Here is a 14435-nt window from a genome sequence, read left to right on the forward strand (position 1 = left end):
TGTAAAACCATAAACAAAACTATACCACACTTGTAGATTTCTCAAAATAAAATTGAAAATTATTAATAATTCTAAAATACTCAGGATCAATTAAAATGTGGTATAGATTTCGCTAAATGTTAATAATTTTTTAAATTTGCACACTATGATGAAACCCGTTGGAAAATTAATTGTTATCGGAGGGGCTGTAAATAAAGGCAGTTTTGCTGAAACCGATTACGATCAGAATATAGAAAAGAACCTCAATTTCTTTGAAAGAGGTATTCTAAGAAAGATAATTAATGAATCTAAGCTTAAAGAAAATTCTGTAATAGAAATTATTACTACCGCATCTCAGATCCCGCAGATCGTTGGTACCGAATACAAAAAAGCTTTTGAATTCTTAGGCGCTAAAAACGTAAACATTCTTGACATTCACAACCGTGAGGAGGCCAATTCTGACGCAATGGTTGCCAGAGCTAATGCTGCCGATGTTGTAATGTTTACCGGAGGTGACCAGCTAAGACTGACTTCCATTCTTGGAGGAACAAGATTTCATGATACCATTCTCTTAAAATATCAGGAGCAGGATTTTATTTACTCCGGAACTTCTGCAGGAGCCGCTGCCGCCTCTGAAAATATGATCTATCAGGGAAGCAGTTCTGAAGCGTTGCTGAAAGGTGAAATAAAAACCACGCAAGGCTTAGGTTTAATTGATAATGTAATCATCGATACACACTTTGTACAAAGAGGAAGAATCGGTCGGTTATTTCAGGCCGTTGTTAATAATCCGAGAACATTGGGAATTGGTTTAGGTGAAGATACCGGACTTTTCATACATAATGATACGATGACTGCCGTAGGTTCAGGACTTGTAATTATTGTTGACGGAAGGTTTATTAAAGATACCAATCTTACCAATATCAATCTTGGAGAACCTATTTCTATTGATAATTTGACCGTTCATGTAATGTCGATGAATGATCATTATGACTTGACAACTAAGACATTGACGATTGAAAATTCTCAATTTAACCCGATCCCACAAGATAAATAATAAATGATTAATGATAATTGATCAATGATTTTGGTTGATAAATAAATTAACTTCGTCAAAATATCAATTATCATTTATCAACTATCAATTATATTTTTATGAAAATAATCATACACGGCGGTTTCTTCTCAGAAAGTGATCAGAGCCATGAAGTAAAAACAGCGAAGCAAGAATCGTTAAAAAATATAGCTCAAAAAGCTTTTGAATATTTACAGTCAAATTCTGCTTTTGATACGGTGGCTTACGCCGTTTCTCTTTTGGAGAATGATGAATTATTCAATGCAGGAATCGGTTCTCAGATCCAAAGTGACGGAGTAATTCGTATGAGTGCTGCCATTATGGATGGTGAAACACAGAAATTAAGTGGTGTTATCAATATTCAGGATGTAAAGAATCCGATTTTCGTTGCTAAAGACTTAATGAAGGAAGATGACAGAGTTTTAGGAGGTGAAGGAGCAAAAAATTATGCTACAGAACACGGTTTTGAGAATTTTTCTACTGAAATACCTCAACGCAGAAAAGAATATGAAGCCAAATTAAATAACGGCGGAAAAGGAACTGTGGGATGTGTTGCTTTAGATAAAAACGGAAAATTAGCCGTTGCAACCTCAACCGGAGGAAAAGGTTTTGAAATCCCAGGAAGGATCTCTGACTCTGCAACCGTTGCCGGAAATTATGCCAATTCTTTCTGCGCTGTAAGCTGTACAGGCGTTGGAGAAGATATTGTAAGCAATGCTACTTCTACCAAAATTGTAACAAGAGTCACAGACGGAATGAGCCTTCAAAATGCCTTTAATAAAACTTTTGAAGAATTAAAAACAATTGATGGTTTTGCAGGCGCCATTGCCATTGATAAAGAAGGAAATATCTATCATCAGGATTCGTATCCTACAATGGTATTCGCAAGTTTTGATGGAGAAAATTTTGAAGTTTTCAATTAAATTTTAACATAAATTTATAATTGAATTTATTTTTTTGGCACGTATTTTACATACTTATTAATAACAAATTTTAGTATTAATAACAACATTCAAAAAAATAGAAATCATGGGAAACAAAACAAATGGTATACTTGCTTTATTAGGATTAGGAGCTTTAGCATATTGGAAATACAAAAAATCTACTCCAGAGGAGCAACAAGCAGTAAAAGATAAAATCAACACTGCAAAAGACAACCTTAATAAATGGGGAAGTGATCTTAAAAGTAAAGCCAATGATGTAGCTTCTCAGGCTCAGGCAAAATTAGACGAAGCGAAAACAAAAGCTGAAGATTCTTTAAATTAAGACTAGTTTTTTTTAACATTCATATATAAGAAAAGTCATCGTAGAATATTTTACGATGACTTTTTTTGTGTGCTCAGGGCATAAACTATTGGTATTTTGTTTCCGAATTGTTTAATCCTCCATTTCCCTTTTTCAAACTCTTCAACATGTTTAAAACAAGGATATGGCGACCAATCGAATTCCTGAAAATTTTCAATCATTAAGTTATTTTTAATTAAATTCTGAAGCACTTCAGATAATGAATGATTCCACATTACGTATTCCTGAACAATGTCTGCTGAAAAATCAGCGTACGTTCCTTCATAGGTTTCTACAATCGGTTTTTCATTAAAATAATTATAAGCAATCCCTTTGAAATCGTCATCAAACATCCAAACAACGGGATGAAATTCTGCCATTACAAATTGTCCTCCAGGTTTTAGAAAATGATTAATAACTTTCGCCCATTTATCTAAATCAGGAAGCCAGCCAATGGTTCCGTAACTTGTAAAAACGATATCAAATTTTTCATTTAAAACATTCGGAAGATCATAAACATCTGAACAAATAAATTTTGTATCTTTTCCACATTGTTTGGCGAGATCGTTGGCGGCTTCTATTGCTTTATCAGATAAATCTACTCCAATAACTTTTGCACCTAATCTCGATAACGAAATAGAATCCTGCCCGAAATGACACTGCAAATGCAAAATACTTTTTTCTTTTACGTCTCCTAGAAGATCAAGCTCAATAGAGTTAAGAGAATTTCTTCCTTTTAAGAATTCATCCACAAAATAGAAATCCGACTTCAGATGCGGTTCTACTTTGGCATTCCAGGATTTTTTATTTACTTCGAGATAATTTTCCATGATTTTAATTTTAAGCTAAAATATTTAAAATAAATTAACCACAAAAGTCATAAAATTTCGCATAAAACTTCTCTGACCTTTGTGGTTAAAATAGATGGTTATTCTTTTAAGTATTCTAGTTACCCTGAATAATATAATTTTTTGTGATTAATTTTCTTTCAGGCTGAGTACTGTCATCCGGCTGAAACCAAACCTCAACTCTACTTCCGTAATAATCTCCCCACTCTCCTTCTTTAACAGTTAATCGAGTACTTAATCCAAACTCTTTTAATTCATCTGTTGGATTGTAAACTTCCATTTGAGATTCTTTTTTGATTTCTTTTTCCGAAAGAATTCTGTTTGTAACAAGGTCAAACATTTTTAAATATACTTTTCCTTTCTCTATTTTATTAAGAAAAACCTGATATTTATAATTGCCCGGCATGGAGTAATCATATAAGAAGACATCCGGTTTTTCAACTTTAAACAAGGGTTTTTCTTCATTAAGAGCTAATTTTAAAGGCATTTCAGTTTTTACGTTATTCGGGTTCTTCGCATCACCTTTATATTCTTTATATGGACTTGTAGGAAGAAAATAAGTAAAGAAAAGCATTGCCACAATTGAAATAACAACGGTAAAAAAACATTGTTTAATTCCTTCTTTAAACTCTTTCATGAACATCTTCGCGATACCCAAAATAAAGCAAAAGAAATATCCAATAAACGGCAAAGAAAAAAATAAACCCCATATCATTGCTTTTGCCGGGAGAGCAATAAGGCATAGCCAGCAAAAGATGGTGAAAATTGTAAAAATCAATAGTGCCGAATACCATTTTCCGTTGATCAACCTAATAATAAATGATTTTATCATAATCTTTCCAATAATTTCTTTTTCTGTTCAGCAAATTCTGCTTCTGTTAACACTCCCATTTCTCTTAGTTTTCCCAGCTTTTCCAATTGTTCAAAAATAGCTTCAGCGGGTTCTTTTTTTACATCTTCCGTTGCTTTTTCAGGTGTTTGTTCAGGTTTTGAAATAACCTGTTTAAATATATCAAATGGTGAAGAGTGTTTTTGAGAGCTAAATGAATGATCATTTATAGAAATCTGTATACTTTCTTGCTTAAATGATTGCTGCTGTACCTTTCCGGAATGACCGATATACTCTTTTACTCCATCGCAAAAAGCTTTGGCTGCACATTTATTATATAATTTAAATTCTGCAGTTGAACCTTGTGTATATATCTTCATTGAAGAAGTCAGAATACCCGAATCATATTCTATAGAAGTAATTTTATCATGCATAAATTCATTTTCCACAACACCTCCAAAGAATTTTTTATCGATAAACACGACTCTTTTTTGTGTAGAAAAAACAATACCTTCACGGTTATTGCCTAAGTATTTTCCTTCTGCAATAGCGACAATTTTTTCTCCATTATCCAATATATTCACTAATTCTTTCACTTCACTGTCTACGAAAATACTCAGTTTAGCATTAAGGGCAACGATCTGATCTTTGATATTATCAAGTCTTGTAGGCTGATCGTAATCCTGAAAACTGTTCGGATCAAAAAAAGTATTGACCGGTGTTTCCATTTTTTGGGTTTCAAGAACTGGTGTAGCAATATTTTCTTCGAAATCGTCAATTTTTCCGCCAAGAATAATTCCTCTTACTTCAGCAAGATTAAAACTTCCAATTGAATTTACAAGGTCTTTATTAATATTTGTCGCTTTATTGAAGCATTTATTGCATAAAATACTGCCGTCCGACAGTTTATTTTCGCCCAAAAGTGTATCCATCGACGTTAAGGGGGTTCCGCATAATGCGCAAATGATATCCATCTGGTTTTTGGTTTTATAGTTTTAAATTATATCAAATGGAGCGTAAACTCCATAAGAATAATCCAAATTACGAATTTGTGTTTAATTTTTATTTGAATGAGAAAATTTATTTAAGTTTTTCAAGAAGTATCTGCTTTTGTTCTGCAAATTCTTCTTCCGTTAAAACTCCACTTTCTTTCAATCTTCCTAACTGTTCCAACTGATCTAAAACTGTAGGTTCACTTTTAGGTTGAAAAGCTTCTTTCGGACGAGCCATGAAGTTTCTTACCTTTTCGCAAAACAGCTCTGCATAATACTTTCCTACTCCATCGATCTCAAGAATATTTTCTGAAATATGAATGTCTATTGAAGCCAGCATGAATTCTTTTTCATATTGAATTGAACTGACTTTATCATAAGAAAAGTCTTCAACTTTTAATCCGTACATGAATTCTTTATCAACAAAAATCAATCTTCTGTCGGTAGCCACCAAAATAATGTGATGTTTGGTCGTTTTATTTCTACCTTCAACGAGATAAACTATTTTCTCATCTCTAGAAAGAATCTCCGGTAATTCGCGGATTTCTTTTCTGGCAAAAATTGTAGGATTGATGTCTAGTGTTTCTAGTTCATCTTTTATTTCGTAAAGTCTTGATTTTTCGCTCATGTATTTTTAGTTTTAAAATAATTTTATGAACCTAAATTACTATTTTCCTCAAATATAATTGAATTCACCTTAAATTTTTGATTTTTCAGTTGGAATAACAACCGAAGTATAGAGACTATAAAGCTCCCAACCTAATGATTCATACAAAGATTTACCCTGTTCAGTTGCCACTAAAAAATTCTTGGAAATCCCTTTTGATAGTACGATTTTTTCAAGTTCTTTCATTACAAAAGTGGCCAGACCTTTTCTTTTATGATGATTTTCTGTTGAGATTCTATCATAAATCGCCAGATCATCAACAATAACAACTCTTCCTATTGAAGCGTATTCGTTATTTTTGGTAACAATTCGAATGACAAACGTTGAGTTATAATTTTCAAATTCTATTTTATAGTTTTGATGAAGATTGATATCAGGAATATTCATCTGATGAAAGCAATACATCATATAACCTTGTGGCTGAAGCTCCCATTTTTCAGAAATTTCATCTTTAAAATTATCGAAACCAACACAAACTTTTAGAAAAATCCAAGGTTCATCAATAGATTCTGCTAATTGAAAAAAATCTTCGCTAAGTTCAGAAAAAACATAACGTGCTTTCTGTTTTTCATCATTAACATTTACTTTAAAACCTGATTTATATGGGAATGGCAAAGGCAGATCTCTTGACAAAGACCAGCCTTTTAACCATTTTTCTATGATGTCTTTGGAGACTTCTTTTTGCATTTTATTAATTACCTAAAAACTCTTCCAAAGAAACCGTTTTCTGTTCTCCGGCTGCAAGATCTTTATAAGTAATATTTCCGTTTTTAAGTTCTTCTTCGCCTAAGAAAACAAGGTTTTTAATTCCTTTCTTTTCTGCGTAGGTAAATTGTTTTCCGATTTTTGCATTTTCGGGATATAATTCTGCTGAAATTCCTTTTTCTCTTAACTGCATGATCAATTTTAAAGCTTCCAACGTTTCTTCACCTCCGAAATTAGCAAACAAATATTCAACTTTAGAGGTAGCTTCTTCAGGGAAAAGTCCAAGTTCTTCTACAACAAGATAAATTCTGTCAAGACCGAAAGAAATTCCTATTCCCGGAATATTTTTTACTCCGAAAACTTCAGTAAGATTGTCATATCTTCCGCCGCCGCCTATGGAACCCATTTGAACTTCATCAGCTTTTACCTCGAAAATTGCTCCTGTATAATAATCTAATCCTCTCGCCAATGTAATATCAAAAACAAGATTCTGGATATCAACACCAAGACTTATAGATTTTGTTAAAACAAATTCTAATTCTTCAACTCCTTTTGTTCCAACTTCATTTCCTACAAACTTTTCTTTTAATTGAAGTAGATTTTCAAGCGCATCATCAGATTGAGTGAATAGGAAATCTAATTTATCAATCGATTCCTGAGAAATTTCTCTTTCTAATAATTCTTTAACAACACCTTCTTTTCCAATTTTATCAAGCTTATCAAGAGCTACGGTGAAATCAATCAATTTATCTGTAATTCCTGCATATTCAGCTAAACCGGAAAGAATTTTCCTGTTGTTTAAATGAATTGTCACAGGAACTTTTAAGTCCGCAAATGATTTTAAGTATAATTGAACCAAATCTACTTCCTGAAAAAGGCTTTCACTTCCTACAACGTCTGCATCACACTGATAAAACTCTCTAAACCTTCCTTTTTGAGGACGATCTGCTCTCCAAACCGGCTGGATCTGGTAACGTTTGTAAGGGAAAGTTAATTTCCCGTGATTCATAGCTACGAATCTTGCAAAAGGTACGGTAAGGTCGTAACGAAGAGCTTTATCTGAAATTTGAGACGTAAGTTTTTGATGACTTTTATTATCCCAATCTTCCTGATTTACTTTAGAGGTATAATCTCCTGAATTTAAAATTTTAAAAATCAAGCGATCTCCTTCTTCTCCGTATTTCCCTGTCAATGTTGAAAGATTTTCAAAGCTTGGTGTTTCCAATGGCTGGAATCCAAATAATTCGAAGTTCTTTTGTAAAATATTAATGATATATTTTCTTCTTGAAACTTCTTCTGCTGTAAAATCTCTCGTCCCTTTTGCTAAACTTGGTTTCATTTTATAATTGATAAATGATGATTAATAATTGATAAGTCTTGCAAAAATAAGGAATTGAAAGGACTTTTTAAACTTCATAAAAAAGTCGAAGAATGAATTCTCCGACTTCTCATTTTTATTTTCATCATTTGTGTTCTGTTGATCTATGAAAAATTCAGATACTTTCGAGAATTTCTAATATTTCTTCACCATAATTTTCAATTTTATGTTTTCCGAAACCTTTGATATCGAGTAACTCTTCTTTTTTTGCGGGCTTATATTTGGCAACAGACATTAGTTCTTTATTGGTTGCAATAAAGTATGTAGGCAGATTTTGTTCTTTTGCTTTTTCTGAGCGCCATAACTTTAAGGCATCTAAAATTTTCTCTTCATCGTAGCTAAGTGTATCATCTTCGAGAGAATATTTGGCTGTTTTGGTTTCTTTTACAATATTTAAAGTTTGTTTTAGCCTTAATTCTTCAAAATATAGAATAACAGACCAATAATTTTCATCAGATACAAATGCAGTTTCTACTTTAATGATTTCATGAGATTCAAGAAAACGGTCAAGCGTTTCCTGATCCTGATAAAGAAATTCTTCAGGTAACCTTACTTTAAAAACTTTTACTTTCATCATTTGTGTTTTTACTGTTATTTGCCTCCTAATAATAAGATCTCATCTACTCTAATCTCAGTAATATATCTTTTCACTCCATCTTTATCATCATAAGATCTGTACGTTAATTTTCCTTCAATAGCGATCTCTTTTCCTTTGGGAACATATTTTTGAAAGATCTCTGTAACCTTCCCGAAAGCCACCAGATTGTGCCATTGTGTTTCTTCTACTTTTTCACCTTTTGCATTGGTATAATGCTCAGTTGTTGCTAAAGACACAGTTGCCTTTACAGCCCCACTATCAAAGTTTACAATTTCTACTTCTTTCCCTGTATAACCGATCAGGGTTACTTTGTTTCTTAGTGACATAACTTTATAATTTTTAAGATTAATAATTCAGATAAGAGACGTTCACTGTTTTCTCAAATCTCTATGGCAAAGATTGTAGAAATTGAAAATCAGAATCGGTATAAAACTATTTAAATTCGTTTGTAGTCGTTTACAATCGGATAATTATGTATATTTGAATAAAGATTATGATATGAAAAGGGATATCAATATTTTTGAGTTTCTTCTCAATTTGGGATTGGCAAAAAAGCGCGCGAGATTGAACTAGAAAATATTTTCAGATTAGAAGCTCCCGAATATGCTATGGATTTTTGATGAAGAAACACAAGTTAAAAACCTCGATCAGATCATTGAATATGGTAAAAGACAGTCTGAACTTATTCTTAAAAATACAACCTTTCACAGAAAATTTAATTCAAATTATAAAAAATAAAGAAGAATAAATGAAGAAGACAATAAAAAGAACATTCAGAGTCTCAAAATATGTGATTTATAAAGAAACGCTGGTTGATTATAAAGAGCATTTCTGGTCGTTTTTAGGAGCATTTTTTGGAATTGGAATTATTGCATTCATCCAGTCTTATCAGTTATTACAGGCGGAAAATGTATTTCTGATCGGTTCTTTTGGGGCATCAAGTGTGTTGATCTACGGAGCCATTCAAAGTCCGTTGGCACAGCCCAGAAATTTAATTGGCGGTCATGTACTTTCTGCCATTGTCGGCGTTACGATTTATAAAATTGTCCCTGATATTATTTGGTTATCCGCTCCGTTAGCAGTTGCATTTTCGATCATATTAATGCAATACACGAAAACTCTGCATCCACCGGGCGGTGCAACAGCTTTGATCGCTGTAAGCTCAACCGGAAAGATCCCTGAATTAGGGTATTGGTACGTGATTTCCCCTGTTTTGTCGGGTTGTATTATATTATTGATTGTTGCACTATTTTTCAACAATCTCACGGCAAACAGAAGCTACCCTACCCACAACAGGCTGATCAAATTATTAAGAAAAAAACATACACACAGAATGAAAAAGTAAAAAATTATGGATTGTCTTGAATGTGGCGAAAAAATTATCGGTCGGTCAGATAAAAAATTCTGCAACGATGCCTGCCGAAATGCCTATAACAATAAGCAGAATAAAGATTCTAATAATTTTATGCGAAATGTAAATAATAAACTTCGCAAAAATTACCGGATCTTAGGAGAAATCAATGTTGACGGTAAAACTAAAGTTCCTAAACCTAAATTAGTTGGCTTGGGTTTTGATTTTGATTATTTCACCAATATAAAAGTATATAAAAATGGTTCCGAATACAAATTCATCTATGATTACGGCTATAAATTGCTGGAAGATGATTTTGTTTTAATTGTAAAAAATCAAGCATAATCGATACCAAACTAAATTTAATTATTATGAAAGAAGTTGTTTTGATCACAGGAGCCAATGGAATGGTTGCCCAAGAGCTCTCAAAAAAGCTTGAAAAAGAATATTCCGTCCGATTTTTAACCCGAAAAAAAAAGCGCGATAATGATTATGAATGGGACATAAAAAATGGAAAGATCGATGAATCTGCCTTTGAAAATGTAGCCCATATTATTCATTTAGCTGGCGCCAACATTTCCGAAAAACGCTGGACTGATGATCGAAAGAAAGAGTTAATTTCAAGCCGTGTAGATTCTGCAAAATTGCTTTTAGACACTTTAAGGAAAAAAAATAGTAAACTTAAATCTTTCATTTCAGCTTCAGGAATTAATTATTACGGAACCAAAACAACAGAAAAAATTTACACAGAAGATGACGCACCCGGAAATGATTTTCTAAGTGAAGTTGTTGTTCTTTGGGAAAGATCTGCTGATGATTTTAAAGAACAGAATCTTGCTGAAAGAGTTGTAAAAATACGTACAGCGGTGGTGCTTTCAGAAAAAGAAGGCGCTTTAAAAAAGATGTTGCCTACGATAGAATTGGGTATCGGTTCGCCTCTCGGAAGCGGAAAACAGTACATGCCTTGGATTCATGTGAAGGATATTTGCTCTATTTATGAATTTGCTTTAAAAAATTCAAATATAGAAGGCGCTTACAATGCCAACTCACCACAACATACAACAAACGAAAATTTAACTACGAAAATTGCAGAAGTGGTTAAAAAGCCATTATTTATGCCAAATGTTCCGAGTTTTGTTTTAAAATTGATATTTGGAGAATTGGCAGACGCTTTGCTGGAAGGTTCTAGAGCATCTTCACAAAAAATTCAGGATGCAGGATTTCAGTTTGAATTCACAGATTTGAAGGGAGCGTTGGAAGATCTGTTAAAAAAGAAATAAATTAAAAAAATAACGAAATTTATGAAACTGCTATTTTCATTAGGTCTTTGTTTATCATTATCTATGACGGCTTTTGCTCAGAAAAAAGAAACGTCAAGTTCAAAAGAAAAAGCAATTATTGAGCATTTTAAGAATGATTACAAAAAGAAAAACTATAAAAAATTTGAAGGTAAAATAACGGTTAAAGATAATTTTGTACAGTTTGATGAGAAGATTATTAATTACAACAAACCTGATAAAACAACAAAATTACTTTTACAGGAAGGCATTATTTATCCTCAACTTCTGACCGATTATCAAATGGAAAAATTTCTGGATGAAACGACCGATAAAACTCAAAAAAGATATTTGAAACTTCAAAAAGATCCACGCGCTTCTTTTGATGTAAATAATATGAGGATCAACAGTTCTGATGAACTCGTTTCTTTAAGTACAGATCCAAAAATCAAGAGATTTAAGTTAGTCTGTAATGACAGTAAAATTCCAGGAACGCCTATTTACATCATCGAATTGACAAATAAAGGTGCAACAAAAGAGACTTCTTCTGAAGAGTTTATTAAGAATTCTAAACTAACTTATCTTAAACAATTATAATGGATATTAAAATCCATTATTCATCAAAAAATTAATATAGAAAACATTTCTAATGCAAAATAGCAAAGTAAAGATCTTAAAAACAGAAATTTTATCGGACAATTGGTATACTTTAAATAAAATCACCTTCGAAAAAACAAAAAGAGACGGCTCCTCAGAGATTCAAAGCCGTGAAGCCTATGACAGAGGAAATGGGGCTACAATTTTACTCTATAATAAAGATCAAAATACTGTTATTTTGACTAAACAATTTCGATTACCTACTTACATCAATGGCAACTCAGACGGAATGCTTATTGAAACATGTGCCGGATTATTAGACAACGACAATCCCGAAGAATGCATAAAAAGGGAAACCGAAGAAGAAACCGGCTACAAGATCTCAAAAGTTGAAAAAGTTTTTGAATCTTACATGTCGCCAGGTTCAGTAACTGAAATTCTACATTTCTTCATAGCTGAATATTCTAAGGAAATGAAAACCACTGACGGCGGCGGACTTGAGGAGGAAGGAGAAGATATTGAAGTTTTAGAGCTTTCTTTTGATGAAACCCTAGCGATGATAGATTCTGGCGAGATCAAGGATGCTAAGACGATTATGCTGTTGCAGCATGTGAGGGTGAAAAATATTATGTAGAATTTAAATATTACCTTAAAATTAATGCCCAAATTTTCAAAAAGAAATGTAATAGTCATCCTCTGTTTCATTATCGTATTCTCTCTACAAGACTTTGTATTAAAGCCTATTATAAAAGAAAAATACCTATATGATGACTTAAAAATTTTTTAAAATTATTCTTGGAAATACACTTTATCAATTTTTGTAATAATTGCAACAATAATTATTTTCAAAATAAAAAAATCACTTAAATTAGATCAAATTCCAGTAATTATTTTAGCTCTTATAATCTTTGGAAGTAGTTTTTATTTCGGAGTACACAACCTTATTGATAACTCAATACTTTACATAAATTCAATAACGGAAGGATCAAGAATTGTAAAAACCTATCAAGTAATTAATCATAAAGAGAATCAAATCTTTTGGTTAAATAGTAATGAGTCTATTCACGATACAGATGATTTAGAAAAAATTAATAAAAGTAGAATTAGAAAAAATTTAAAATCTATTTTTGAATTTAAAAACAAGGATACTGTTAAAGTAACTTTTAATAAAGGACTAATAAATGTACATTATCTTAAATAATTTTTTCTCAATTCCATAATAACTTTCACCGATCGGTCTCTTCGAAAAAAAACGTTTTAGAGATCCGTATCCTTCCGCGATCCTGATCAAAATTTAATTGAAGTAAGCAATTACTTAAGTTAAATGATTCTAAATATGAGCAGTCATTAAATAGTGACCAAAAAATGACTAATTTCGTATAGACAATTCACTAATAAGCACTTATGTATCTTGATGAAAAAATTCTCTCTATCATACTCAGTGATTTTGAACAGGAAAAATTCGGAGCTAAGGAACTGCTGATCGAAGAAGGCAAGATCGCCCGAAAATTTTACTACGTTGAAAAGGGAGTTACGAGAGGCTGGCTCAATAATGACGGGAAGGAAATCACCTTTCAGTTTATGTTTGAAGGCGCTTTTATTTCGTCCTGGGAAAGTCTTTTTTATAGTTCGCCAAGTCTTTATAACATTGAAACAATAGAACCTGTCCTAGTTTACAGTGCTTCTCTTGAAGAGTTCAGACAAAAAATGGAAAACAATCCTTACATCAAAGATTTCTATTACAATAATTTGCAGCAAAGACTTTTAAAATATCAAAAACTATTTATTTCAAGAATAAAAGATACCCCTGAAGAGCGATACAATCAATTATTTGAGGAATCACCTGAGATTATCCGCAGAATTCCGCAGCATTATATTGCTTCTTATTTGGGGATTACCTCTGTGTCTTTGAGTAGGATCAGGAGTAGAAGATGATTAAATTTTAAAGTTTCTAAATATTCACCCCATAAATATTCTTCACTTCCGCCATCACAAAAGTACTATGCGTACTTCCGATGGAATCTACAGAGCCCAACTTATTGAACACAAAATCCTGATAATGTTTCATATCCCTTACCTGAACCTTTAGTAAAAAATCGAAATCTCCAGAAATATTATAACATTCAGCCACTTCATCGATCTGTAAAATATCTTTGACAAATTCATTTCCTACAGAACGGTCATGAATTTTCAGTTTGACCTGACAAAAAACGGTAAAACCACGATTCAATTTTTCGGCTTCCAAAACGGCTGCGTAATGTTTAATATAACCGTCTTGTTCCAGCCTTTTCATTCGCTCAAAAACAGGTGATGGTGAAAGATTAACTTCTTTAGCCAACTCCTTTACAGTCAATTTTGCGTTTTTTTGGAGGATTCTTAACAGTTGAAGATCCTTTTCATCCAGTCTTTCCACAGAATAATATTCTTTTTAAGATTAATTTTTTCAAATTTACAGAATAAATACCCATTAAATATTATTTAAACAAAATATTATCCTTAATTTTTAAACCAAAACCAATCAATTTACTTAAATCAATATCTTTATCCCAGATTTTGTTCTTTAACATACTTCATCAAACGGAAAAGGTTTTACTTAACGTAGATTAATAGGGAATCGTGTGAAAATCACGAGCTGTCGCGCAACTGTAAGTAACACAAAAAGATTTTTGTCCCAGTAAATCCACTGTGAAAACGGGAAGGATGACAAAAATTGTTACAAGTCAGGAGACCTGCCTGTTCCGAATTGACAATGCTTTCGCGGTTTGAAGCTTTTTGGTCATACAGATGATACTTTTGAACGTATTTTGGTTTAAAATTTAAATTGATTTTTAAACTAATTCTCTTTATTAAAAGAA

19 protein-coding genes and 1 riboswitch are annotated in these 14435 nt (G+C 32.3%); of the genes, 10 read left to right on the forward strand and 9 right to left on the reverse strand.

Features of this window, described 5'->3' with window-relative positions; translation table 11 throughout:
- Nucleotides 1-148 precede the first annotated feature (148 nt).
- The 3 genes from EG348_RS19760 to EG348_RS19770 all read left to right on the forward strand — a co-directional run bounded on the left by EG348_RS19760 (nucleotide 149) and on the right by EG348_RS19770 (nucleotide 2320).
- Nucleotides 149-1036 carry a cyanophycinase gene (locus EG348_RS19760; RefSeq protein WP_123985122.1) on the forward strand — a complete coding sequence of 296 codons (888 nt, stop codon included), beginning with the start codon at nucleotides 149-151 and terminating at the stop codon, nucleotides 1034-1036.
- 98 nt (nucleotides 1037-1134) lie between these two features.
- The gene (locus tag EG348_RS19765; RefSeq protein ID WP_123984664.1) at nucleotides 1135-1977 is read left to right on the forward strand and encodes an isoaspartyl peptidase/L-asparaginase; all 843 of its coding nucleotides are present in this window, start codon (nucleotides 1135-1137) and stop codon (nucleotides 1975-1977) included.
- 106 nt (nucleotides 1978-2083) lie between these two features.
- Complete coding sequence (locus EG348_RS19770) at nucleotides 2084-2320, forward strand: YtxH domain-containing protein (RefSeq protein WP_123984665.1); 237 nt, start codon at nucleotides 2084-2086, stop codon at nucleotides 2318-2320.
- 50 nt (nucleotides 2321-2370) lie between these two features.
- Here EG348_RS19770 and EG348_RS19775 read toward each other — a convergent pair whose 3' ends face one another.
- From EG348_RS19775 to EG348_RS19810, 8 genes are all read right to left on the reverse strand, one after another.
- On the reverse strand, nucleotides 2371-3168 hold the full coding sequence (locus EG348_RS19775) for a class I SAM-dependent methyltransferase (RefSeq protein ID WP_185145486.1): 798 nt from the start codon (nucleotides 3166-3168) through the stop codon (nucleotides 2371-2373).
- Nucleotides 3169-3283: 115 nt separating this feature from the next.
- Nucleotides 3284-3823 (reverse strand): hypothetical protein, encoded by a 540-nt coding sequence (locus EG348_RS19780; RefSeq protein ID WP_123984667.1) that lies wholly within the window; start codon nucleotides 3821-3823, stop codon nucleotides 3284-3286.
- Between the two features lie 191 nt (nucleotides 3824-4014).
- Complete coding sequence (locus EG348_RS19785; protein WP_123984668.1) at nucleotides 4015-4989, reverse strand: PH domain-containing protein; 975 nt, start codon at nucleotides 4987-4989, stop codon at nucleotides 4015-4017.
- 106 nt (nucleotides 4990-5095) lie between these two features.
- A complete protein-coding gene (locus EG348_RS19790; protein ID WP_123985123.1) occupies nucleotides 5096-5635 on the reverse strand; it encodes a PH domain-containing protein in 540 nt (179 codons plus the stop codon).
- A gap of 69 nt (nucleotides 5636-5704) precedes the next feature.
- Nucleotides 5705-6361 carry a GNAT family N-acetyltransferase gene (locus EG348_RS19795; RefSeq protein ID WP_123984669.1) on the reverse strand — a complete coding sequence of 219 codons (657 nt, stop codon included), beginning with the start codon at nucleotides 6359-6361 and terminating at the stop codon, nucleotides 5705-5707.
- A 4-nt stretch (nucleotides 6362-6365) separates the two neighbouring features.
- Nucleotides 6366-7718 carry a histidine--tRNA ligase gene (gene hisS / locus EG348_RS19800; protein ID WP_123984670.1) on the reverse strand — a complete coding sequence of 451 codons (1353 nt, stop codon included), beginning with the start codon at nucleotides 7716-7718 and terminating at the stop codon, nucleotides 6366-6368.
- A 154-nt stretch (nucleotides 7719-7872) separates the two neighbouring features.
- The gene (locus EG348_RS19805; RefSeq protein ID WP_228414790.1) at nucleotides 7873-8334 is read right to left on the reverse strand and encodes an HRDC domain-containing protein; all 462 of its coding nucleotides are present in this window, start codon (nucleotides 8332-8334) and stop codon (nucleotides 7873-7875) included.
- Between the two features lie 14 nt (nucleotides 8335-8348).
- Nucleotides 8349-8681 (reverse strand): single-stranded DNA-binding protein, encoded by a 333-nt coding sequence (locus EG348_RS19810; protein WP_123984671.1) that lies wholly within the window; start codon nucleotides 8679-8681, stop codon nucleotides 8349-8351.
- Between the two features lie 277 nt (nucleotides 8682-8958).
- On the opposite strand from EG348_RS19810, the gene EG348_RS22010 reads away from it, so the two are divergent.
- The 7 genes from EG348_RS22010 (at nucleotide 8959) to EG348_RS19840 (ending at nucleotide 13515) form a co-directional block, all read left to right on the forward strand.
- A complete protein-coding gene (locus EG348_RS22010; protein ID WP_262696691.1) occupies nucleotides 8959-9093 on the forward strand; it encodes a hypothetical protein in 135 nt (44 codons plus the stop codon).
- A gap of 10 nt (nucleotides 9094-9103) precedes the next feature.
- Nucleotides 9104-9700 (forward strand): HPP family protein, encoded by a 597-nt coding sequence (locus tag EG348_RS19815; RefSeq protein WP_123984672.1) that lies wholly within the window; start codon nucleotides 9104-9106, stop codon nucleotides 9698-9700.
- A gap of 6 nt (nucleotides 9701-9706) precedes the next feature.
- On the forward strand, nucleotides 9707-10051 hold the full coding sequence (locus EG348_RS19820) for a hypothetical protein (RefSeq protein WP_123984673.1): 345 nt from the start codon (nucleotides 9707-9709) through the stop codon (nucleotides 10049-10051).
- 26 nt (nucleotides 10052-10077) lie between these two features.
- Nucleotides 10078-10986, forward strand: a complete 909-nt coding sequence (locus tag EG348_RS19825) for a TIGR01777 family oxidoreductase (RefSeq protein WP_123984674.1) — start codon at nucleotides 10078-10080, stop codon at nucleotides 10984-10986.
- 21 nt (nucleotides 10987-11007) lie between these two features.
- Entirely contained in the window at nucleotides 11008-11580 is a 573-nt protein-coding gene (locus tag EG348_RS19830; RefSeq protein WP_123984675.1) for a hypothetical protein, read from the forward strand.
- Between the two features lie 52 nt (nucleotides 11581-11632).
- Nucleotides 11633-12214, forward strand: coding sequence for a GDP-mannose pyrophosphatase NudK (nudK, locus tag EG348_RS19835; protein ID WP_123984676.1), 582 nt, complete (start codon nucleotides 11633-11635; stop codon nucleotides 12212-12214).
- A gap of 770 nt (nucleotides 12215-12984) precedes the next feature.
- On the forward strand, nucleotides 12985-13515 hold the full coding sequence (locus EG348_RS19840; RefSeq protein WP_123984677.1) for a Crp/Fnr family transcriptional regulator: 531 nt from the start codon (nucleotides 12985-12987) through the stop codon (nucleotides 13513-13515).
- A 16-nt stretch (nucleotides 13516-13531) separates the two neighbouring features.
- Here the strand turns inward: EG348_RS19840 and EG348_RS19845 are convergent, their stop codons facing one another.
- A complete protein-coding gene (locus EG348_RS19845; RefSeq protein ID WP_123984678.1) occupies nucleotides 13532-13993 on the reverse strand; it encodes an Lrp/AsnC family transcriptional regulator in 462 nt (153 codons plus the stop codon).
- Nucleotides 13994-14147: 154 nt separating this feature from the next.
- Nucleotides 14148-14332, forward strand: a riboswitch (cobalamin riboswitch).
- Nucleotides 14333-14435 lie beyond the last annotated feature (103 nt).

The sequence above is a fragment of the Chryseobacterium sp. G0201 genome, from assembly GCF_003815655.1.
GTDB lineage: Bacteria > Bacteroidota > Bacteroidia > Flavobacteriales > Weeksellaceae > Chryseobacterium.

Coding starts and splice junctions, on each gene's coding strand:
- EG348_RS22010 (WP_262696691.1), top strand. CDS start 8,959: ATGCTATGGATTTTTGATGAAGAAACACAAGTTAAAAACCTCGATCAG.
- EG348_RS19830 (WP_123984675.1), top strand. CDS start 11,008: ATGAAACTGCTATTTTCATTAGGTCTTTGTTTATCATTATCTATGACG.
- EG348_RS19775 (WP_185145486.1), bottom strand. CDS start 3,168: ATGGAAAATTATCTCGAAGTAAATAAAAAATCCTGGAATGCCAAAGTA.
- EG348_RS19825 (WP_123984674.1), top strand. CDS start 10,078: ATGAAAGAAGTTGTTTTGATCACAGGAGCCAATGGAATGGTTGCCCAA.
- EG348_RS19815 (WP_123984672.1), top strand. CDS start 9,104: ATGAAGAAGACAATAAAAAGAACATTCAGAGTCTCAAAATATGTGATT.
- EG348_RS19795 (WP_123984669.1), bottom strand. CDS start 6,361: ATGCAAAAAGAAGTCTCCAAAGACATCATAGAAAAATGGTTAAAAGGC.
- hisS (WP_123984670.1), bottom strand. CDS start 7,718: ATGAAACCAAGTTTAGCAAAAGGGACGAGAGATTTTACAGCAGAAGAA.
- nudK (WP_123984676.1), top strand. CDS start 11,633: ATGCAAAATAGCAAAGTAAAGATCTTAAAAACAGAAATTTTATCGGAC.
- EG348_RS19840 (WP_123984677.1), top strand. CDS start 12,985: ATGTATCTTGATGAAAAAATTCTCTCTATCATACTCAGTGATTTTGAA.
- EG348_RS19785 (WP_123984668.1), bottom strand. CDS start 4,989: ATGGATATCATTTGCGCATTATGCGGAACCCCCTTAACGTCGATGGAT.
- EG348_RS19770 (WP_123984665.1), top strand. CDS start 2,084: ATGGGAAACAAAACAAATGGTATACTTGCTTTATTAGGATTAGGAGCT.
- EG348_RS19810 (WP_123984671.1), bottom strand. CDS start 8,681: ATGTCACTAAGAAACAAAGTAACCCTGATCGGTTATACAGGGAAAGAA.
- EG348_RS19760 (WP_123985122.1), top strand. CDS start 149: ATGAAACCCGTTGGAAAATTAATTGTTATCGGAGGGGCTGTAAATAAA.
- EG348_RS19790 (WP_123985123.1), bottom strand. CDS start 5,635: ATGAGCGAAAAATCAAGACTTTACGAAATAAAAGATGAACTAGAAACA.
- EG348_RS19780 (WP_123984667.1), bottom strand. CDS start 3,823: ATGAAAGAGTTTAAAGAAGGAATTAAACAATGTTTTTTTACCGTTGTT.
- EG348_RS19765 (WP_123984664.1), top strand. CDS start 1,135: ATGAAAATAATCATACACGGCGGTTTCTTCTCAGAAAGTGATCAGAGC.
- EG348_RS19805 (WP_228414790.1), bottom strand. CDS start 8,334: ATGATGAAAGTAAAAGTTTTTAAAGTAAGGTTACCTGAAGAATTTCTT.
- EG348_RS19820 (WP_123984673.1), top strand. CDS start 9,707: ATGGATTGTCTTGAATGTGGCGAAAAAATTATCGGTCGGTCAGATAAA.